The sequence below is a fragment of the Anoxynatronum sibiricum genome, from assembly GCF_039414295.1.
Lineage (GTDB): Bacteria > Bacillota > Clostridia > Peptostreptococcales > Tindalliaceae > Anoxynatronum > Anoxynatronum sibiricum.
The window spans coordinates 53,895-75,762 of record NZ_JBCITM010000008.1 but is presented as its reverse complement, the minus strand read 5'-3'; the positions used below and the strand labels follow the sequence as shown (position 1 = coordinate 75,762).

Genomic DNA, 21,868 nt, shown 5'->3' with positions numbered 1-21,868 from the left:
AGAAGATTTGCGGGAGTAGCCTGCCGCATTTGAGAATGACTTGAAAGAGAGAGGGGTATCAGGTGTGAAGAAAACTCAGATCGCTTTTTTATCCGCCAATGCCTATCCCCTGTTTAATCCTGATGCACCTCCCGCCTTTGGCGGTGCAGAGGTGGACCAGTATAATCTGGCGGTGTATCTGGCGCAGCAGCCAGATTTCTCAGTGATCTTTTACGTGGGTGATTTTGGGCAGCCCGATGAACCGGAGATCAGGGATGGGGTGCAGCTGGAAAAAATCCGTTATTTTGGCTGGCACCAGAAAACGCCCAAACAGAAACTGGTCTTTTACAGCCGGCTGTGGCACACTCTGTGGCGGAGTCCGGCTCAGGTCATGCTGACAGAAATGGCCAATGACATGGTGGGATGGGCTGCGTTGTTTTTTAAAGTGTTCCGCAATAAATATATGATCCACCGGCTGGCCTCCGACAACGACACCGCTTTCACCAGCCCTTCAGCTGCCGGTGGCAGGCGCGCCTATCACCTCTACCGCCTGGGGTTGTATCGGGCCGATGAGGTGCTGACCCAGACGGTGCAGCAGCAGCGGCTTCTAAAAGAACGTATGCAGGTGGAAAGCCGGGTGGTGCCCAATGGGTTCCCTGCGGGGGATGCCATCTGTTTTCATGAGAAAAAAGACATTCTCTGGGTAGGCCGGTGCATTGCCCTGAAACGACCCGGGTTGTTTCTGCAGCTGGCACAGCAATTGCCTCATTTATCTTTTAAAATGATCATGCCGCCCCCTTCACCCATGGAACCACCGGCATTTCTGGCCCAGGCCGCAGAAATGATTACCCTGGCCAAATCACTGCCCAATCTCACTTTTTTGCCATCGGTACCTTTTCGAGAAATCCAGGCGCATTACAACAGTGCCAGGGCACTGGTGAACACCTCTGAATATGAGGGGTTTCCCAATTCTTTCGTACAGGCCTGCCTGGGAGGTGCTCCCATTGCCTCTCTAAAGGTGGATCCCGACGGCGTCATAACCCGCCATGGGCTGGGAATCTGCTGCCATGATGACATGCAGCAGCTGGAAAAGTTCCTGCGCCAGCTTGACAATGACACCCTGCGGCAGCTGGGAACAGGTGCACTGAATTATGGACGAGAGCATCACCAGATGGAAGTCATGGGGGAACCCTATGCGGCGATGATCCGGCAGCGGTTCGCATGATACGTTTCAGCCATTCCACAGGGAAGCACAGGTGAAAAAAATGGAACAGTCGCTTCGGCGGGATGCCCTGTCATCCTATACCAATTTATTCATCAATATTCTGGCTGCATTGATTCTGGTGCCCATTGTGGAGTCCCATGTGGGAAAAGGCCATTATGGCATCTACCAGTTTGTCATCAGCCTTACCATTTATTCCGAACTCATGAGCATGGGGCTGGGAAAAACCATTGAACGGTATGTGGCCAAATATGCTGAGGAAAAGAAAGAGGAGATGGAGGGCGCCATTGTCTCCATTGTGCTGACCCTGTACATAGGCACCGGTCTGGTTTTTCTTGGCGGTGTGGCGGTGCTGTACCATTATTTTGGGCATATTTTTGCTTTTACCGGCACTGAGCTGACACTGGCAAAAACCAGTTTTCTCATTGCGGCGGCCAATGCAGGGCTGAACATTCCTGCTTCCCTGTTTCAGTCGCATCTTCGGGGACGGGGGCATTTCTCCCTGCTGTTCAATATTGGAACGGTGAAAGCGCTGTTGAAACTGCTGACAGTAACAACGGTTCTGCGGCTGGGCGGCGGCATTGTGGCAGTGTTTCTGGTGGAAATGATGTTGGTGCAGTCGGCCAATCTACTCTTTGCGCTGGTGTCGGTGTTCAAGTATCAGCTGAAAATCAGGCTCTTTCATCTGGATAAGGCCCTTTTTCACAAACTGTTTCAATACACCACCTTTGTGTTTCTGTCAGGAGTGGCCCATACCCTCTACTGGAACACCGACAACATTGTGCTGGGCATGTTCACCAATGCGGAGGTCATTGCCGAGTATGCCCTCAGCCAACGGCTCATCGATTATTTCTATCGCTACAGCGTCGCTTTCTCCGGGCTGTTTCTTCCCAAGTTCATGGCCCACTACGTGGTGAAAGATCTGGAAGAGTCCAAGGCCCGGGCCAGCAGTCTCTTTACCCGCAGTTCCAGGGTGCTGGCCATTCTCATGAGCTTTGCAGTGGTCAATTTTTTGGTGCTGGGGCGGGATTTTGTCGTGCTCTGGATAGGTCATCGCTATCCCATGACCTATGTGTACGCCATTACCATTCTGATTCCCTATTGGCTGATTCTGGCACAGAGTACCGGAGTTGAACTGTTGTACGTAATGAAGCGGCACCGAATCAGCACCTATATCTATCTGGGAAGCGCCATTGTGAACATTGTTGCAACCGTCTATCTGGTCCAGCGCATCGGCCCCATGGGAGCAGCCCTGGCCACGGCCACCACCCTGTTTCTGGGATCCTTTGTCATGACCAACTTTTATTACCGAAAACTGCTGCAGCTGGATTTGATGCATTATTTTCGGGTGGTTTTCCTGAAAAACGGTGTGGTTTCAGGCCTTGCCCTGGCATTTGGATACGGGCTGAACCGGCTGCTGGACGGTACCGTCCTGACCGGATTTTTGACAAAGGGGATGCTGCTGAACCTGCTGTTTCTCCCCCTGATTTTTGCAGTGCTGCTCACACCTGAGGAACGCATAAGCATTCTGCGGCGGCTGGGAATGGGCAAACTTGTAAAAAAAGAGGCGCCGTAAAGGACATGACTGGAGGCAGCTGCACCGGGCACCATCGGTGGTCTTCAATTAAAACGTTCCACCCACGTCATTTTGGGTATGAAAAAAGCATGGATGCACAAAGGGGTGAAATCACCATGAACATCACGGGAACAGAGCTGCATGAAAAAGCAACAGTGTTCTTTCGGCAACGTCAGCAACCAGCTGCAGGAAAGCCGGGAGACGGCAGGCAACTGCTTGAAAAACCTGGTTTTCGGCGAATGCTGATAGTGATGGCAGTGCTGGCGGCCGCCGTCCTGCTGGTGAGGATGCCCCGAATGAACCGGCTGCAGGAACTGGAGGGGGCGCTGCCTGTGGCCCAATCCATCCGGCAGGTGATTTTTCAGGAAGACACCAACTATTTGCCCAATCCTTTTATGGGGGCAGTGGCCCCTGCCAAGTACCGCACCCGTTATGTGGAAGGTACGATGGTGGTGGCTGGCTATACCTGGCGGGAAATTGAAGGAGAAAAAGGAAACATTGATTTCAGTAAAGTGGAGGAGCAAAACAATTTCCGGTACTGGATTGAAGAACAGCAAAACCAGTACATGCTCATGCTGGTGATGGATTATCCCACCCTGAGCCGGGAAATTACCGAAGCACACATTGACATTCCTCTGTGGATGTATGAAGCCTTGAAAGAAGAAGCGGCGGCTGACTACAGTCGGCGCCTGGAAGAAGCCCGTCGCCTGGGGAACCAGGAAGCCGTGCGGGAGGCGGAAAGGGCCCTTCAGCTGATTCGCAATGACCGGCAGGTGATCCGTCAGTTTAACGCCACCTTTGCCGACACTGCCGATATCCCCGGCGTGGGAACCTTCTACCGATGGAAAATGGACCTGCCCGATGGCGGGGTGGAATACCGGGGCGGGTTCAGCCCCAATTATGCCAGCCCCCTGCTCATGGCATATCATCACCAGGCACTGGAAGCAGTGGCAGAACGCTATGACAACGACAAAACCTATGCCATTGTCATGGGAAGCCTGGGGCACTGGGGAGAGATGCACACCCATTTTATCCAGCAGGCGGGAGCAGCGGGAAGATACCCGGTGAAAGAAATCGCTTCCCAGTACGAAGAAAAGTATGCTGAAGTGTTTCAGCAGACACTGGTGAGCGTCCGATATCCCCGGCAGGTGGCGCTGGATCATCACTTCGGCCTCCACAACCATGCCTTTGGATCAGCGGTGGATACGTATCAGTATCATCAAAACTGGTATGAAAACGGATACGTGGATCATTACACGGGAGACACGCATCCGGCCATGCCGGATTTCTGGAGAACAGCGCCTTCAGGGGGAGAATTTCTCTACACCGGCGACCAGCGCTTTCTCACCAATGCCTACATTGACGCCACCATTCAAATGGCCCGGGATACGCACATCACCTGGCTGAATGAAGCTTTTTTCTACATGGACAATGAGACCCGGGTGAACCAGGAAAAGCTGTTCAGTCATATCGGTTACCGGTTCATGATACGTCAGGCCGCCCACAGCGACCGGGTGACAGCGGGGAATGCCCTGACGGTTCAAAGCACCTGGAGCAATGAGGGAACGGCCCCCTTTTATGAAGACTGGCCCATCGTGCTGCGTCTTCAGACGTCTGCGGGAGAAACAGTGGCTGAAGCAGTGGTGAGTGAGCGGGTGAGAACGCTGTTTCCTCAAATGGTGGAGACTCATGAAACCCGGCTGGAGGTGCCCGAGGAGCTGACGCCAGGCACATACGGTCTGTGGGTGGGCATCGTCAACCCGGAAACCGGTGAGGCACCGGTGCGCCTGACAGTGAGAGAAGTGCCTCAGCGAAACAATCTGGTCTATGTGGGCGAAGTAACCGTGACCCGCCGCAGTGCCCTGGCGGATATATTCAGAATGCTGAATTGAGTGGGAAACAGTGGAGAAACAGGGCAGTCCAGATACACAGCCACAAAGAGTTATCATAAAGAGTTTTCAAAAAGAACTGAAGAAAGACAGGTGAAGATTGATGTCAATTTTGGTGACCGGTGGTACCGGCTATATCGGCAGCCATACCTGCATCGAGCTGCTGCAGGCAGGGTATGAAGTGATTGTGATGGATAATCTTTCCAACAGCAAGCGGGAAGTATTGCGGCGCATGGAAGCCATCACAGGTAAAACAGTTCGTTTTTACGAGGCGGATTTACTGGACGAACCAGCCATGGAGGCTATTTTTGCGGCGCATCAGGTGGAGGCAGTCATCCACTTTGCCGGTCTGAAAGCAGTGGGGGAATCGGTGGAACAGCCTCTGCGTTATTACCATAACAACGTGACGGGCACGGTGCTTCTCAGCCAGGTGATGGCCCGCCACGGGGTGAAGCGGCTGGTGTTCAGCTCTTCGGCCACAGTTTACGGTATCCCTGTATCGGTTCCCATTTCGGAGGATTTTCCCACCAGTGCCACCAACCCCTATGGGCGCACCAAGCTGATGATCGAAGAGATTCTCAGGGATCTTCAGGCCGCCGATCCCCAGTGGCAGGTGGTGCTGCTGCGGTACTTCAACCCCATCGGCGCCCATGAAAGCGGCACCATGGGTGAAGATCCCAATGGCATTCCCAACAACCTGATGCCCTTCATCACCCAGGTGGCCGTGGGCAAACGGAAGGAACTCAGTGTTTTTGGCAGCGACTATGCCACTCATGACGGCACCGGCGTGCGGGATTACATCCATGTGAATGACCTTGCAGTGGGGCATCTCAAGGCCCTTGAAAAACTGCAGCACATCACCGGCGTCAGGGCCTATAACCTGGGGACGGGTATCGGCTACAGCGTACTGGATCTGGTCAACACCTTTCAGAAAGCGACAGGCCAGACAATTCCCTATGTGATGGCTCCCCGGCGACCTGGCGATATTGATGCCTGCTATGCAGATCCTGCTCTGGCAGAAAAAGAACTGGACTGGAAAGCACAAAAAACCGTGGAGGATATGTGCCGGGATTCCTGGCGCTGGCAGCAACAGAATCCGGAAGGCTATGTGGAAGAATAAAGATGTGGTGCTGACTTTTCGGCTCTGTTGCCATGAAAGGACCATTGGTGAAGGGAATTTTACCCAATGGTCCTATTGCGCTCATGAACTATTATGTTAACATAAAAAGTGTAATCAGTACGATCATGAAAAAGGCAAACCTGTCGGAAGGCAGGGACGCAAAATCACGGGTCTTGTAAGTCTTAAAAAACAAGACAGCCGGATTGCCATGATGTAACAGGCGCTTGACATTGCCATACATCTCTTTTTCAATCGTATCGATTTGAAATCAGGAGGTGTATTTTTATGTCAACAACATTCAAGCGAAAGACACAACGGGGCGCACTGCTCATGATGGCACTGGTCATGTTACTGTCCATGCCCATGGCGTCCTTTGCATCCAATAGCCCAGACGAAAATCTCATTGAAACCCATACATTCCAGGAATCCACCGACTATGTTGCCAACCCCTTCATGGGTGCGGTGGCCTTTGCCACCGACAGAAACCGAAACTATGACGGCACCATCGTTGTAGCCGGTTATACCTGGGCAGAAATTGAAAAGAACAAAGGTGTGTTTGATTTTTCTGGAGTGGAAAGCCAAAACAATTACAACTACTGGGTAAATGAGCAGAACAACCAGCTCATGCTGGGTTTTGCCATGGACTATCCCAGTCTTTCCAACACCATCGGCCTGAACCAAATGAGTATTCCCATGTGGTTGTACAACGAGCTGAAAGCTGAAGCCACTCAAACTTACACCCAGCTGCGGCAACAGGCACAGGCAGCCGGAAACCAGGCAAAGGTTAACGAATATAACACAGCCCTTGACCGCATTCAAAACGATCAGAAAGTGATTGATGATTTCAACAAGTCTTCAGCACTTACCGCCAACATTCCCGGGGTGGGCACATTTTACCGCTGGGGTATGGATCTTCCCGGCGGCGGCGTGGAGTATCGCGGCGGGTTCAGCCCCAACTACGCCAGCCCCTTGCTCATTCAGTACCATGAAAAGGTAATGCAGGCACTGGCCAATCGTTATGACAACGACAAGACCTACGCCATGGTCATGGGCAGTGTGGGCCACTGGGGTGAAATGCATACTTACTTCATCCAGGGAGCCAACGATGTGGGCCGTTATCCTCAGGCGGCCGTCGCTTCCCAGTATGAGCAGGCCTATGCCAGATACTTCAGAAACACCCAAGTAAGTGTCCGATATCCCAGAGCTGTTGCCCGTGACAACAACCTGGGCCTGCACAACCATGCTTTCGGATCTCCCAAAGATACCTATGACTGGTATCTGGACTGGATTAAAAATGGATATACTGACTACTACACTGGCGACCATCATCCATCCATGCCGGACTTCTGGAAAACAGCTCCCTCCGGTGCCGAGTTCCTGTACACCGGCGATTACCGTTACCTGAATAACAGCAATATCAATGCCACCCTGCAGCAGGCGAAAGACTCCCATCTGACCTGGTTGTTGGAGCTGTGGTACAATCTGTCACCGGAGGCCAGCCAGAACATGGATCGCCTCATGGCCACCATGGGATACCGCTTTGCCATCACTGAAGCCAGTTTCAACACTTCGGTGACAGCAGGAGAAACCATTGAACTTAGCACCCAGTGGCGCAATGGAGGAACAGCCCCCTTCTATCATGACTGGCCCATTCAGGTACAGCTGAAAAATGCTGCCGGACAAGCTGTCACCACAGCCACTGTCAGCCAAAGCGTTCGCAGCCTGTTTCCGGATACCAGTGAAACATTCACCACCGCCATTGATACATTGGAAACGCTTGAGCCGGGCATCTATCAGCTTCATGTGGGCATCATCGATCCCAAAACCAGCCAGCCGGCCATTAACCTGACCGTTGCCAATGTTCCCAACCAGAACAAACTCTACCACATCGGATCCCTTGAAGTGACGGGTCCAGCAGAATTGCCTCCGGTTGTTGAAGAACCTCCAGTGGTTGAAGAGCCTCCGGTTGTGGAAGAACCGCCGGCAACTGAAACACCTGATCCGGGTTCTCCCTATGCCAATCACAGTATTGCCATTTATGGTGACCAAAGCATGAAAATTTACGATGTGAATGTGAGCTCTCAGTTTGCAGCTGTTCTGAGAGACGGCGCAGGAAGAGATATCACCAGTCAACCCCTCACCTGGTCAGTGAATGGTGTCAGCGGCGTTTCCATCACCCAGAACGGTCTGTTGACAGTAGGCTCCAACGCCAGTGAAGGTACCGCAGTGATTACTGTCGCCATGACCAGCGACCCCAGCGTGAAGGGTGTTCATCATTTGCCCCTGACCCATTATCAGACTCAGTCAGTGCCACAGCCACCAGTGCTGGAAGAACCTCCAGTGGTTGTAGAACCACCTGTGGTCGAAGAGCCTCCGGTGGTGGAAGAACCACCAGTTGTTGAAGAGCCTCCGGTTGCGAACCCTTATGAGGGATATAACATCAGCATTTATGGTGATCAGAGTATGCAGATTTATGATGTTGACGTGAGTTCCCAGTTTGCCGCAGTGCTTCGTGATGACCGTGGACGGGATGTCAGCAGCGAACAGCTGGTGTGGTCTGTCAGTGGTGTCAGCGGTGTATCCATCACCCAGAGCGGTCTGTTAACGGTTCGTTCCAGTGCCGGTGAAGGGACTGCAGTGATCACTGTTTCCATGAAAAACGATGGCGCTGTCAAAGCCACTCATTCGCTGCCTTTGACACGGTTCAACAGTCAGACAACACAAGACAGTAATACCAGGGGCAACAGCGGCAACAACCGCAGAAGATAGCGGTAACGACTGCCACAACTTCATTTGTTTTCTCCTTACTGACCGCAGGTGTTCAAACGACACCTGCGGTTTTTCTGTCGAATTTATAATCTTTGGTTGAAACAATTCAAAAAGATTCGCGTATTGTATCAGGGAAAGCAGCTAAGAGCCGTAAATCCGATTGGCTGTGCAGTTATTTGACGAGGGAATGGCCAACCTCCAAGGTACCGTTTAAAGTATGTGGTTTAAAATGTCCGGCTTTGTCCAATGAATTTTCCAGGTGGTGTCAGTCATGGGAATTATCCTGAAATACATATTGAAAAATATTGCTGAGAAAAAGTTCCGCACCTTTCTTATCGTGATCTCTGTCACCTGCTCAGCTGCACTTTTTTTTGCATCCAGTGCCATTGCAGGCACCATGACAGTGATGTACGGCAACCAGATGCGCATGCAGACAGGTGAAGCGGCCTTGCTGATTCGTGCCAATGAACAGTCGCCTTCTTCATATTTTCGAATTGCTCCCGATGGGGTGGAAGGAGTGGCCCTGACGGCAGGTGAAATCTCCATGGGCGGTATCTACACCGTACCCCGCAATGGCGGCGAAGGTGCTGCTGCTGAGACGACTCAGCTTTATCTCCGTGGGTTTCAGCTGGAAGAACTGGAGGTCATGAATCCGGTCATCTTCAGAGAAAAAGCCGTCGGCAGGCCTTTTGCCGGAAATCACGTCATTTTAAGTCAACTATTTGCCGATCAACACGGTTTTCAAACGGGAGATCAGATTCAGCTGGAAATCAGCGGGGCCCAACGCCGGCTGACAGTGTGGGGAATTGCCCGGCCCACCGGACTTTTCAGGGATTCACCCCAGTCTGAAACCCGCACAGCGGTGATTCCGCTGGATTACGCCGCTTCCCTTACCGGCACCCGGGGCAGTGTGAGCACGGCTTATGTGGTGCTCACGGCAGGGGCAGACGTCACCACCGTACAGGAGCTGCTTCAGAGCCAGTATCCCCGGTATGACGTGCGGCCGCCTTTTTCAGAGGCAGACCTTTCTGGCATGCTGCAGATGATTGTGGTGCCCTTTTTTCTCATGACAGCCATGGTGTTGTTCATCAGTGTGTTTATCATCTATTCCACCTTTAAGGTGATAACCGTGGAACGTCTGCCGGTGATCGGCACCTTTCGAAGTATTGGGGCCACACGGAAAACCACCGATGGGGTGCTGCTGGGAGAAAGCCTGGCTTATGGGGTGCTGGGCGGTATTCTGGGAAATCTGGCAGGGATCGGAGTTCTTTATGCCATGACAGCCATACTGGCCAATGATCCCTGGAGCGGTTCCATGGATGTAGCCATGCAGTTTGGCCCGGAACATCTGGTGCGCGCCTTTTTTCTGGCAGTGGGCGTGGCAGTGATCAGTTCATGGATTCCCATTGCCCGGGTCTCCAAAATTCCCATTAAAGAGTTGGTGCTGAACCTGGTTGACAGCCACCGCAACCCCAAGCGCTGGAAATCTTTGGCAGCTGTGTTGCTGCTGGCAACCGGTGTTGCCCTGCCCCGACTGGCGCCCTACGCCATGGCCATGCCGGCCAGTCTGTTGGGGCTGGCAGCCACCAACACCGGTGTGGTCATGGCAGTGCCGATGCTGACTCGTATTTTTCTGCTGGTGTTTGGTCCTCTCTATGGGTTGCTCTTTGGTAACGAGGGCCTGCTGGCGGTGAAAAATCTGCGGGACAACAAAAACATCCTTAATAATATCACCCTTCTCACCATTGGCATCACCGTACTCCTGATGATCAACACCATCAGTTACAGCGTGGGAGTCGAAGTGCTCAATGCCTACAAAGACTGGCAGTTCGATATCATGGTCAGTATCAACGGGGCAGACCGGAGTACTGAGCAGGCCCTTCGGGCAGTGCCCGGGGTGGCCGCCACCTATGCAGCCCGGGAAGAGTGGGGAGAAGTACGGGTGACCAGTCACGACTATCCCATGCGCTATCTTCAGGGGATTGACCCGGTGAACTATCGTGACTATATTGCCTTTCGGCCCTTGGATGGTGCCGATGGAGATGAACTGATGGCCCGCCTTTCCGAAGGCCGGTACATTATTCCCGCCGGTATGATGCAGAAGGCCCTTGAGCTGAAAGTGGGTGACATGCTCACCCTGGAGATGCCCACCGGGCTCCGGCAATACGAAGTGATCGGATTTTACGACTCCCTGATGATGAACGGCAGCAATGCCATCATTCACCAGCAATATTTCCGCTCTGATATGAACAGACCCTATGTGGATACCTACTTTGTACGGGTGGATGAAGGGGCTGACGACGCTGCGGTGCTGGCAGCCATCCACAGCAAGTTTCGTCGGCGGGGTATCTGGGGACAGACCAACCGCATGATGGAAGAGATGAATACTGAATCCAACAATCAGTTTTTCGTGATTCTCAAAGGATTTTCTCTGCTGGCCATGGCCATCGGCGTATTCGGTGTTTTCAACAACTACGTGATCAGCTTCATGGAACGCCGTCGTTCCCTGGCCATTATGAAATCTGTCGGTATGAGCCGGCGGCAGGTGATTAAAATGATCTTTGCTGAAGCCATCACCGGGGGCTGTATTGCCGGGTTAACGGGAGTAGTGGGCAGTATTCTCATGCTTTTGGGAATTCCCGCCTTTATGGACGCCGCCGGCATCCCCATCGGTGTTCACTTCGTCGGCACTTTTTTTCTGGCAGCCATCATCGGAGGCATTCTCATTGCGGTATTGGCTTCCATCAGCCCGGCGCTGAAAAACGCCCGGATGAACATTGTGGAAGCCATAAAATATGAATAAAACCCAACAACACTGAGCTTGACACCAGCCGGATGGAAAGTCAAAAAAGCAGACAAAATGGACAGTCGAATCAGCTGGCATAATGGGAATGCGAGCAAATGGAAATGATAGAAAAGAGGGAAATTGATGACCCCCATGATTGAAACAGAAAAACTGTATAAAACCTACCAGCTGGGAGAAGTGGCGGTGGAAGTGCTGAAAGACATCAATCTCACCATTCATCAGGGCGAGTTTGTCACCATCATGGGCCCTTCCGGCTCGGGCAAAAGCACCCTGCTCTATCTGGTGGGAGGACTTGACCAACCCACCGCCGGCACCATACGGCTGGGAGGCACGCTTCTTTCCGGCCTTTCAGACAAAGAACAAAGTATCATGCGGCGGCGTCAGGTGGGGTTCGTCTTTCAGTTCTACAATCTGGTGCCCAATTTGACGGTGGAAGACAACATTCTGCTCCCGCTGCTGTTGGACGGAAAAAAAGTGAAACCCCATCGGGAACGCCTGGAAAACATTATGGAAACGGTGGAACTGAGTGACCGAAAAGACCACACCCCCCGGGAACTTTCCGGCGGGCAGCAGCAGCGGGTGGCCATTGCCCGGGCGTTGATGAACGACCCGGAAGTGATTCTGGCAGATGAACCCACGGGAAACCTGGACAGCCGCACCACTGAAGAAGTGATGCTGTTGTTGTCTAAAATCAATCGGGAACAGGGAAAAACCATTGTACAGGTCAGTCATTCAGTGGAAACTGCCGCCTATGGCAATCGAATCATTCAGGTGAAAGACGGAAAGGTGTGGGATGAGAATGAAAGCAACAATTGAAAGAGAAGGATATGGTAACAGCGAAAAAGTCATTCTCCCGGAGACGGGCAGCAGCCATCCCCGGCGGAAAAGCAGACGGGTCACAGGTCTGGCCATGATGATGGGAGTCGTGCTGCTGCTGTCAGGTTGCGGTGGAAATGGCGGAGAAGAACCGGTGCAGGAAGTGGATCTTTCAGAGATCAGCCGCCAGGTGGAAGCCTTTGGAAAAGTGCGGGCTGCCGATGAAATGAGTGTTTCGCTGGAAGTTCCCGCAAGGATTCAAACCCTTCAAGTGAGGGATGGCCAGCAGGTGACTGCAGGCCAGCAGGTGATGACCCTGGCGTTTGCGGGGTTGGAAGAAGAAGCTGATAACCTTCGGGGAGAGTTGGCAGTGGTGCGGGCAGAGATCAACGCCCAAGCGGCAGAAGTCAGCGGTGAAACAGCCCGATTGCTTCAGGAACTGGGGTATGCGGAAAAGCAATTGGAAGAAGCCCGGGAGGATGCAGAAAACCGACAGCGGCTCTATGAAGCTGGTGCCGTTCCAAAAGAAGAAATGGAGCGGTATCAGCGGGAAATCACCTCCCGGGAAAGTCAAGTGGAAAATTTACAGTTGCAGCTGAACCAGCAGGCAGGCACCCATCAGATCCAGGTGCGCAGGGAGCAGGCGGCATTGCTGGAGAACCGGTTAAAGCGGCTGGAAGCCCGTCTGAACCTGCCATTTTTGGAAGATAATGCGGTCATCTGCCCCTTTGACCGGGCAGTGGTATCGGGCCTGGAGATGAAGCCTGGTGACCGGTCAGAGGCCTACCAGCGTCTGTTACGCTTCATTGACCTGGATACCCTCCAGGTGGAGGCGGATGTGCTGGAAGAATTCATTCGCCAGGTGGAAGTGGGCGCTTCTGTGACCCTCATTCCCGTGGCCGACCGTTCCCGCACCTACACCGGAAGGGTGGAAACCATTGCCGATACAGCTGTTGTGGTGAATAACGAGACAGTGGTGCCGGTGGTGATTTCTCTGGAAGATGCCGATGAATTCCTGCGACCCCAGTTTAACGTGGATGTGTTCATTGACGTTGCGGATGAATAGACGGGAATGTCGAAATTCCCTGTCTTTATTGGATGTTGCCGACAGTCTGACACCTCTCAAAAGTCACTTTGAGAGGTGTTTTTTAGTGCGCGCGCTGCTTCGATTTATAAAACATAACGGTTTCTTGCGTGGAAGTATTAAATTGACATGAATCGTATTTTTTTGACAAAAAATACCAGCAAGATTCCCTGGGGATTGATTAACAATTTTGAAGCGAGATCTCGTAAACTGACAGAGAAGACACGAATGGTGGAAATGTGCAGTTAAAGGAAAACGATACACTATTTCTCAGACCAAAGACAAAAAACGCAAAAGGAGAAAACAAGAGCAAATGGAAGAAAAACTAAAAACAGATCAGGAGTGATGTGAAAAATGAAACAGGCAGCAAAATTAATTTCCAAATATTTCGGACTTTTGATCATTGCAGCAATGCTGTTGGGATTTGCCGTTCCAGGGATGTTCTCCTGGGTGGTTTCCCGGTTTATGGGGCAGCCGGTGATCAATCTGTTGCTGGGTGTCATCATGTTTGGTATGGGAATGACACTGACAGTCGCCGATTTTAAGCTGGTACTGGAGCGCCCGCTGGATGTGTTGAAAGGGACAGCGGCACAGTTTATCATTATGCCGCTGATTGCTTTTGGTCTGTCCATGGCGTTTGGGCTGGAGGAAGCCCTGATGGTGGGAGTGGTGCTGGTGGGTACCTGTCCGGGGGGAACGGCTTCCAATGTGATTACCTTTATGGCGGGTGGCGACGTGGCCCTGAGTGTGACCATGACCACCGTTTCCACCCTGCTGGCCCCCTTTTTGACACCGGCGATCACCTATCTGCTTATTCAGCAGTCCGTCAGTTTCAATCCGGTGAGTATGTTTGTGAATATTGTTCAGGTGGTGCTGGTACCCATTCTGCTGGGGCTGGTGATCCGGTCAGTTCTGAAAGAAGGCGTTAAAGTGGTGGAAACCTATATGCCTGCGCTTTCAACCCTGTGTATCGCCAGCATCGTTGGAGGTGTGATTGGAGCCAACGCCACCAGAATCTTGGAATCACTGGGAATCATTGTGGTAGTGGTGGTGCTTCATAACCTGCTGGGATACGCCCTGGGCTACCTGGTGGGTCGTCTCACAGGAATGGAAAGACGCAAGTGCATTACCCTGGCAGTTGAAGTGGGTATGCAAAATTCGGGGTTGGCAGCATCGCTGGCAGCCGGCCAATTTGCCACCATGCCATTGGCCGCCGTCCCCGCTGCTCTTTTCAGTGCCTGGCACAATATTTCCGGTTCCATTTTCGCATGGCTGGCCAGAAGCAGGGAATCCAAAACAGAAGAGCAGCATCGGCAGGTAGCAGCAAGCATCGGTGAATGATGACGGCGTTGTTATTGCCTGTATACCAACATCAATCCCAGTGAAAACCATCTTTTCAACAGGCATTTCCGAGAGACTGTCTGTGAACAGTGATGCCAGAGAGACTACCCATGAATAGCCATCCCAGAGTTTTCTTTGCATGAATGACTTCTGTCAACTATAATAGGAATCATAACAGGGTACGGAGAAGCCATCAGGCAAACTACCACTGCGAAGAGACCTGAAAATCTGCAAAGAAGGCTGCGGCCTGTGAAAGGGATTGCATTTGATGAAAACGCTCCATCAAAAACAATCAACAGATCGTCAACAGTTTGATTGGGGAAACATTCTCTGGCTTCATGAGCCGGAAATGGCTTCAGACCGCCGGGTGAGTGTGGCTCGGGTCACCATTGAAGCCACCTGTTTTCAGGAAAGACACTTTCATCTGGGAGAAGAACAGCTCTTTTATGTCATTCGAGGCAAAGGGCTTTTTATCACAGACCGGGGGCAGGAAACCGTCTCACCGGGAATGGTGGTATATGTGCCCCCCTATTCAGAGCATGAAGTGCAGAATACCGGAGAAACACCCTTGGTTTTTGATGTGATTTATGTGCCTGTTCGTCTGAAACAGCCTGAAAAGCCCATGATCTACAGTAAGTTTCAGTCACTTCAGGAAGTGGTTTCTCAGGAGATGCTGCAAAGCATCTGTGACCAAATGAAAGAAAGGCTGAAACTGTCCATTGTTGTGATGGATGCTGATGGCAGTCGTCTGACAAAGCCGCAGGATGAATCAAACCTGTGCCAATACTGCGAAATGAAGTCAAAACAGCAGAAACAGAAGCATCAGGAAGCAGCGGAGTGCCTTGACCACCATTCATTTCAGGCACATGAAAGAATCTGGCACTGCCAATGCGGGCTGAAAAGACTGTATGTGCCGATTCTCATGGGTGACCAGGTGGTGGGCAGCATTCGCAGTGAGCGCTTTCTGTTTAATAATGAAGATGTCCATAGGAATATGGTAGAAGCGCAGGTGTTTCAGGAAGACATTCCCAAAATGATTAAAAGCAGGGTTCATGTGATGGTGGACCATCTGGAGACAGCGGCCAACTTTGTGCAACTACTCATGGAACGACAGGTGTTTGACCGGGAACTCACCGAGAAAGAAAATGCCCTGGTACGTCAGGCGCAGGAAAAACTCCAGCTCATGGACGCCTTAAAAAAAGCCAATGAAAAACTGGGATACCGCACCATTTTTGCAGCAACACCCATGCTGGCCCAGGAGGCGGTGTATCCTTACCCGCTGGAAAAAAAGCTTGAGAAAGCCATTGAAACAGGCAGCATTCACACGATTCGCCAGGAAATTGCCGATGCAAAAGCCCTGAAACTACCAGGAGAAGCCATTGTTCCTGAGATGATTGCCGTGCTGCTGCGGGCGGTATTAAAGCCACTGGAAGATATGAATGTGCTGATGGAACTGCGGGGGAAATACCACCAGTTGATGAAAGAGAATCCGGGAGCGAAGGCCTGGCGAGTGCTGGAACAGTGCTGCCTGGAATGCGTGGAGCTGCTGCGACATCACCAGGAATACCAGTCGGGAGAAATGATTGAAGGCATCAACCGGTACCTCCGGCACCATTTTCGAAGAAACGTGACGCTGACAACGGTGGCAGAACAGTTTTATGTGAGCCCCAACTACCTGAGTCACCTCTTTAACGAGCAAAATCAGGTCTCCTTCAGCGAATATGTGCAGCGGCTGCGGGTGGAAGAAGCCAAGGAAATGCTGGTGAAAAGCCGGATGAGAGTCAGTGACATCGGAAAGCAAGTGGGTTTCAATCACGACAGTTACTTCGTCAGCGTCTTTAAAAAACACACAGGCACCACGCCCAACGAATATCGAAAACACCATGGTTCCACAAGCACGATGGTCAATGAGGAAAACAAGTGAAGCAATGACAGATCAAAAAATGAAATGACACATCAAACTTAGCAATGGCCTGTCATATGAAATAAGAGCCTATCAATGATGAGATCAGATGTATTGAAAGGGGAAGTGCACATGAGAAGCGAACAAATCACCAAAGGCGTCGAAAAAGCGCCCCACCGGTCGCTGTTGAATGCTCTGGGAATGACCGGGGAAGAAATGAAACGGCCTAAGATCGGCATTGTCAACTCCTTTAATGAAGTGGTGCCCGGTCACATGAACCTGGATAAAATCGTGGATGCCGTCAAAATGGGGGTGGCCATGGCTGGCGGTGTCCCCATGGAATTTCCTGCCATTGCCGTTTGTGACGGCCTGGCCATGGGCCATGCCGGCATGAAATACTCTTTGGTCACCCGGGAGCTCATCGCCGATTCCACAGAAGCCATGGTCACTGCCCACGCCTTCGACGGCCTGGTGATGGTGCCCAACTGTGATAAAAATGTGCCCGGCCTGCTCATGGCGGCGGCCCGGCTGAACATCCCCACCATTTTTGTCAGCGGCGGCCCCATGCTGGCGGGTAAGGTGAAGGGGAAGAAAACCAGCCTTTCCTCTGTTTTTGAGGCCGTGGGAGCCCACTCTGCCGGCAATATGAGTCTGGAAGATCTGGAATGCTATGAAAACCAGGCCTGTCCCACCTGTGGTTCCTGTGCCGGCATGTTCACCGCCAACAGCATGAATTGCCTCACCGAGGTGCTGGGCATGGGCCTCAAAGGAAACGGCACCATTCCCGCCGTGTATTCTGCCCGTATTCAGCTGGCTAAAATGGCCGGTATGCAAATCATGGCGCTGGTGGAAGCAGGCTTGAAGCCCCGGCACATCATGACCAAAGCCGCCTTCAACAATGCCCTTACCGTGGATATGGCTCTGGGTTGCAGCACCAATACCATGCTCCATCTGCCGGCCATTGCCCACGAAGCCGGGGTTCCCCTGGATTTGGAACAGGCCAACGCCATCAGCGCTGTTACCCCCAACCTGTGTCACCTGGCCCCGGCGGGGGATGCCTACATGGAAGACCTGGAGGAAGCCGGCGGCATCTATGCTGTGATGAACGAACTGGATAAACTGGGTCTTATCGAGAAAGACGTGCTTACCTGCACCCGAAAAACCGTGGGTGAAAACATTGCCGGGCATACCAACCGTAACCCGGACATCATTCGCCCCGTGGAACATCCCTTCAGCAAAACCGGCGGTATTGCCGTGCTGAAAGGCAACCTGGCCCCGGATACCTGCGTGGTGAAAGCCGCTGCCGTGGCACCTGAAATGATGCAGCACACCGGCCCGGCCCGGGTCTTCGACAGTGAGGAAGAAGCTGCCGCAGCCATTGCCGGCGGCAGTATTGTGGCCGGTGATGTGGTGGTCATCCGTTATGAAGGCCCCAAGGGCGGCCCGGGGATGCGGGAAATGCTCAGCCCCACGGCAGTAATCGCCGGCATGGGCCTGGGCAGCCAGGTGGCCCTCATCACCGACGGCCGTTTCAGCGGTGCCACCCGGGGAGCCTCCATTGGTCATGTGTCACCGGAGGCGGCTGTGGGAGGTCCCATTGCCCTGGTGGAAGAAGGCGATCTCATCGCCATCGACATCCCTGCCCGAAGCATCCAGCTGAAGGTGGATGACGCTACCCTGGCCCAGCGCCGGGAAGCCTGGCAGCCACGGGAACCCAAGATCAAAGGCGGTGTGCTGGGACGGTACGCCCACCTGGTCACCAGCGGTAACCGGGGCGCCGTGCTGGAAATTCCCCGGCAGGAAAAGTAATCACTGCGTCTCACAACATCCCTGCTCTCCATCGAGAGGAATCAACAATTGCAAACGCCGGTTTCCTCAGAAAAGACACGGTGGCAGAGTAAAGACAAAGTGAATGACCAGGCCATCTTATTTGCTGACAGTTTCACGCCGTTTCCCAAGGATGGGAGACGGCGTTTGATTATGATCATCACCACCTGTTTTTCCCGTAACCGGTGCCAAAATGCCAGTGATATGATACAATAAACTTCATTGGAAAGAAAGGCAAAAAACAGGTTTGATAACCCCCGGGGCGTCTGAAAAGACACCTGGTGAGAAGGAAGGAACTTCATGAATCAGGAATCATTGGAACAACAGGACAACCTGGCCACTGCTGAAGTGGATCAACAGACACCACCGGTGGTACTGCCCCCGGAGCTGGAAGAGGCGGTGACCCGCCTGACCCTGGGAGAGAAAGAAGTTCTTCTGGTGGGCACTGCCCACGTTTCCCGTCGCAGTGCGGAGCAGGTGAAGGAAATTATTGAGCTGGAGCGGCCGGATGCCGTCTGTGTGGAGCTGGATGAACAGCGCTACCAGTCTATTATTTCCGGCAATAAATGGAAAGAAACAGATATCTTCAAAATCATCAAAGAGAAAAAAGCCACCCTGCTGCTGATGAATCTGCTCATTAGCTCCTTTCAGAAGCGGATGGCCAAGCAGTTTGGAGTCACCCCGGGGCAGGAAATGCTCCAGGGCATTCAGTCGGCCCAGGAAACAGGCGCTGCACTGGTGCTGGCAGACCGGAACATTCAGGTCACCTTTTCCCGCATCTGGCACGGGTTGGGGCTGAAAGGACGGGCCCAGCTGATTCTTCAGATTTTCATGAGTCTTTTTGAAGGAGACGATATCACCGAAGAAGAAATGGAAAAGCTGAAGTCCAAAGATACGCTCAACGCCATGCTCAGTGAGTTCACCGAACATTTTCCCCAGTTAAAGGTGCCGCTGATTGATGAGCGGGACCAGTACCTGTCCCAAAAAATTAAAGACGCCCCCGGTCGTAAAGTGGTGGCGGTGCTGGGAGCCGCCCATGTGCCGGGCATTCAGGAAGAGATTCACAAAGACCACGATCTGGCGGCTTTGTCTCGCGTTCCTGCCAAAAGGAAGGGCCCCGGCATGATCGGCTGGCTGATTCCCGCTGTAATCCTTGGCATTATTGGCTACACCTTCTATCTCAACCGGGATGCCGGCATTCGCCAGTCCATCAGCTGGGTGTTGTGGAATGGCTCGTTTTCAGCTATTGGGGCCACCCTGGCCTTTGCCCACCCCCTGGCGATTCTCACCGCCTTTCTGGCAGCTCCCATCAGCTCGCTGAATCCCCTGCTGGCTGCCGGCTGGTTTGCCGGCGTTGTGGAAGCCTACATTCGCCGCCCCAACGTCCAGGACTTTGAAAACCTGACCGACGATGTCACCAGCCTCAAGGGCTTCTGGAAAAATAAAGTGACCCGCGTTCTGCTGGTGGTGGCTCTCACCAATGTGGGAAGCAGCCTGGGCACTTTCATTGGCGGTGCCGACGTGATTCGCCTGTTTCTGGAGACGTTGGGCAATCGATAGCACTGAAATTAAAGGACGTCACTGTGGCTCAGGTGAATCGTTCTAAAAAACCTGGAAGACCATATGGTCTTCCAGGTTTTTTAATGGGAGCATTTGCGGTAAAGGGTGCGCAGGCTGATGCCCAGCTCTTTGGCGGCTTTCTCTTTGCCGGCCCGATCCCATCCATACGCATCAAGGAGAGCGGTGATGGCTTGTTGTTCATAGTGCTGGAGTTTCTTTTTCATGGGTGGAGCAGCGCTGCGAGCTGTCAAGATTTGCCGCAAGCGGGGAGGCAGACAGCTGATGGTCAATGGGCTGGAAGAAGTTATGTTCACAGCATATTCCACCGCATTTTCCAGTTCTCTTATATTGCCCGGCCAATCATGTTGCCCCATCAAATCCAGCATTTCTTGAGAAAACGGCGGTGTCGGCTTGTTCACCCGCTGTGCATACCTGGCTAAAAGGTGTTGACATAACTGGGGCAAGTCTGCCAGGCGCTCCCGTAGAGGGGGCAGGTGAAGGGGGATCACGTTGATTCGGTAGTACAGATCTGCTCGAAAGGCTTTTGTTTCAACTAAATCTTCCAAAGACTGATTGGTGGCAGCGATGATTCTGACATCGATGGGGATGGGTTGCGTGCTGCCAACGGGTTCAATGACATAATGCTGCAACACCCGTAACAGTTTTGCCTGAAGGGCCAGGGGCATTTCGCCGATTTCGTCCAGAAAAAGGGTGCCTCCCTGGGCCGTTTGAAAACGGCCGGCTTTTCCGCCTCTCTTGGCACCGGTAAAGGCGCCTTCCATATAGCCGAAGAGCTCGCTTTCGAAGAGGGTTTCCGGAACGCTGGCACAGTTGACAGCCACAAAGGGGCCATTATGGCGGGGGCTGTTGGCATGAATGGCTCTGGCCACCAGTTCCTTTCCTGTTCCCGTCTCGCCGGTGATCAGGATGGGAGAAGGTGTGGGTGCAAACTGGAGCAAGTCTTTTTTTAACTGGATGATGGAGGGGCTGTTCCCCACAATCTCATTAAGGGCACTGCTCCCTGGACTTTTGGAAAAATCTGCCGGCTTATCAGAGGGGTGATGGGAAACGGTCTGTCGTATGGTGAGAATGGCTCCGGCGAAAGTGCCCTCCAATCGAACGGGCGTTGCAGTCAAACGACCATGAAAGTGAGGGGTGTTCACAGATCGGTTTTCCAGCGCTTCTCCGCTGAGAATACCGGAAAGAATGGCGGGAGGCAGAATTTGTTTAAGAGAAGCTGCTGAAAGATTGCAAAAGGAAAAATGAGTTAGGGCTGCACGATTATAGTGGGTGATCTGACCGTTATGGTCGATGGCAATCACTGGGTCCGGTGTTAGGTGCATTGCAGAAAGGAGCATTTCATCCAGGTAGTGAAATCGAGTTTTACTGCCACCCTGGACGGTGAGGACAACTGCGCTCACCAGGCCCGCAATTTCCTGCGCAAGTGACCAATAGACTGCAGGATTTCCAGACATCATGGTGTGGCCTTCTTGCGTAAAGGAAGTGAGGGCTACCACACCGAAGGTATATCGGTTGACTTTTATACAACTTAAGATTTCGATGGTGGCAGGACATTTATCTTTGAATCGACACCCTTGACAGGAAGGCATCCGCCCAGGTTCATTGACAATCATTTTCCCCTCCTGCATCACTTCTTCAAGGGAAGGTGTATGAACAGTTCTGCCTTTGTGATGAAGATAGGAAGGTGTATATAAAATAAGTTGACAGTTGTTATCAAACACTGCGATTTCGATGCCTGCAGCAGCTGCAAGACGGGTAATGATTTTTTGAAGGTGATTGAGGATATCGTGATCTAAAATCATGGGGCACCTCCTTTGGTAATAAAGATGATTCAATAGTGACATATATGGCGAAGAATGGCAAGGAAAAGTGTCAATATTGACAATAATCTCATGACAAACAGCGCTGGCACTGCATGGATCCTCAGGGGATGACAAGGTGAGGGGATAAAAAAG

The 21,868-nt window shown here is 52.4% G+C and carries 13 protein-coding genes and 1 riboswitch; of the genes, 12 read left to right on the top strand and 1 reads right to left on the bottom strand.

Annotated elements, in window-relative coordinates:
• Window positions 1-64 precede the first annotated feature (64 nt).
• The 12 genes from AAIG11_RS09275 to AAIG11_RS09220 all read left to right on the top strand — a co-directional run bounded on the left by AAIG11_RS09275 (window position 65) and on the right by AAIG11_RS09220 (window position 19,892).
• A complete protein-coding gene (locus AAIG11_RS09275; protein ID WP_343185966.1) occupies window positions 65-1,204 on the top strand; it encodes a glycosyltransferase in 1,140 nt (379 codons plus the stop codon).
• Between the two features lie 40 nt (window positions 1,205-1,244).
• The gene (locus AAIG11_RS09270) at window positions 1,245-2,777 is read left to right on the top strand and encodes an oligosaccharide flippase family protein (protein ID WP_343186067.1); all 1,533 of its coding nucleotides are present in this window, start codon (window positions 1,245-1,247) and stop codon (window positions 2,775-2,777) included.
• 116 nt (window positions 2,778-2,893) lie between these two features.
• Window positions 2,894-4,669, top strand: coding sequence for a DUF4832 domain-containing protein (locus AAIG11_RS09265; protein ID WP_343185965.1), 1,776 nt, complete (start codon window positions 2,894-2,896; stop codon window positions 4,667-4,669).
• Between the two features lie 100 nt (window positions 4,670-4,769).
• A complete protein-coding gene (gene galE, locus AAIG11_RS09260) occupies window positions 4,770-5,786 on the top strand; it encodes a UDP-glucose 4-epimerase GalE (protein ID WP_343185964.1) in 1,017 nt (338 codons plus the stop codon).
• Window positions 5,787-5,909: 123 nt separating this feature from the next.
• Window positions 5,910-5,997: riboswitch (cyclic di-GMP riboswitch) on the top strand.
• Between the two features lie 74 nt (window positions 5,998-6,071).
• Entirely contained in the window at window positions 6,072-8,555 is a 2,484-nt protein-coding gene (locus AAIG11_RS09255) for a DUF4832 domain-containing protein (protein ID WP_343185963.1), read from the top strand.
• A gap of 271 nt (window positions 8,556-8,826) precedes the next feature.
• A complete protein-coding gene (locus AAIG11_RS09250) occupies window positions 8,827-11,358 on the top strand; it encodes an ABC transporter permease (protein ID WP_343185962.1) in 2,532 nt (843 codons plus the stop codon).
• Between the two features lie 126 nt (window positions 11,359-11,484).
• Window positions 11,485-12,177 carry an ABC transporter ATP-binding protein gene (locus tag AAIG11_RS09245; RefSeq protein WP_343185961.1) on the top strand — a complete coding sequence of 231 codons (693 nt, stop codon included), beginning with the start codon at window positions 11,485-11,487 and terminating at the stop codon, window positions 12,175-12,177.
• The gene (locus tag AAIG11_RS09240) at window positions 12,161-13,243 is read left to right on the top strand and encodes an HlyD family secretion protein (protein ID WP_343185960.1); all 1,083 of its coding nucleotides are present in this window, start codon (window positions 12,161-12,163) and stop codon (window positions 13,241-13,243) included. The genes AAIG11_RS09245 and AAIG11_RS09240 overlap by 17 nt, the downstream gene beginning before the upstream one ends.
• A gap of 372 nt (window positions 13,244-13,615) precedes the next feature.
• Window positions 13,616-14,602, top strand: coding sequence for a bile acid:sodium symporter family protein (locus tag AAIG11_RS09235; RefSeq protein WP_343185959.1), 987 nt, complete (start codon window positions 13,616-13,618; stop codon window positions 14,600-14,602).
• A 268-nt stretch (window positions 14,603-14,870) separates the two neighbouring features.
• Window positions 14,871-16,526 carry a helix-turn-helix domain-containing protein gene (locus AAIG11_RS09230; RefSeq protein ID WP_343185958.1) on the top strand — a complete coding sequence of 552 codons (1,656 nt, stop codon included), beginning with the start codon at window positions 14,871-14,873 and terminating at the stop codon, window positions 16,524-16,526.
• Between the two features lie 111 nt (window positions 16,527-16,637).
• Window positions 16,638-18,314 (top strand): dihydroxy-acid dehydratase, encoded by a 1,677-nt coding sequence (ilvD, locus tag AAIG11_RS09225; protein WP_343185957.1) that lies wholly within the window; start codon window positions 16,638-16,640, stop codon window positions 18,312-18,314.
• A 318-nt stretch (window positions 18,315-18,632) separates the two neighbouring features.
• Entirely contained in the window at window positions 18,633-19,892 is a 1,260-nt protein-coding gene (locus AAIG11_RS09220; protein ID WP_343185956.1) for a TraB/GumN family protein, read from the top strand.
• Window positions 19,893-19,972: 80 nt separating this feature from the next.
• Here the strand turns inward: AAIG11_RS09220 and AAIG11_RS09215 are convergent, their stop codons facing one another.
• Window positions 19,973-21,715 carry a sigma-54 interaction domain-containing protein gene (locus AAIG11_RS09215; protein ID WP_343185955.1) on the bottom strand — a complete coding sequence of 581 codons (1,743 nt, stop codon included), beginning with the start codon at window positions 21,713-21,715 and terminating at the stop codon, window positions 19,973-19,975.
• Window positions 21,716-21,868 lie beyond the last annotated feature (153 nt).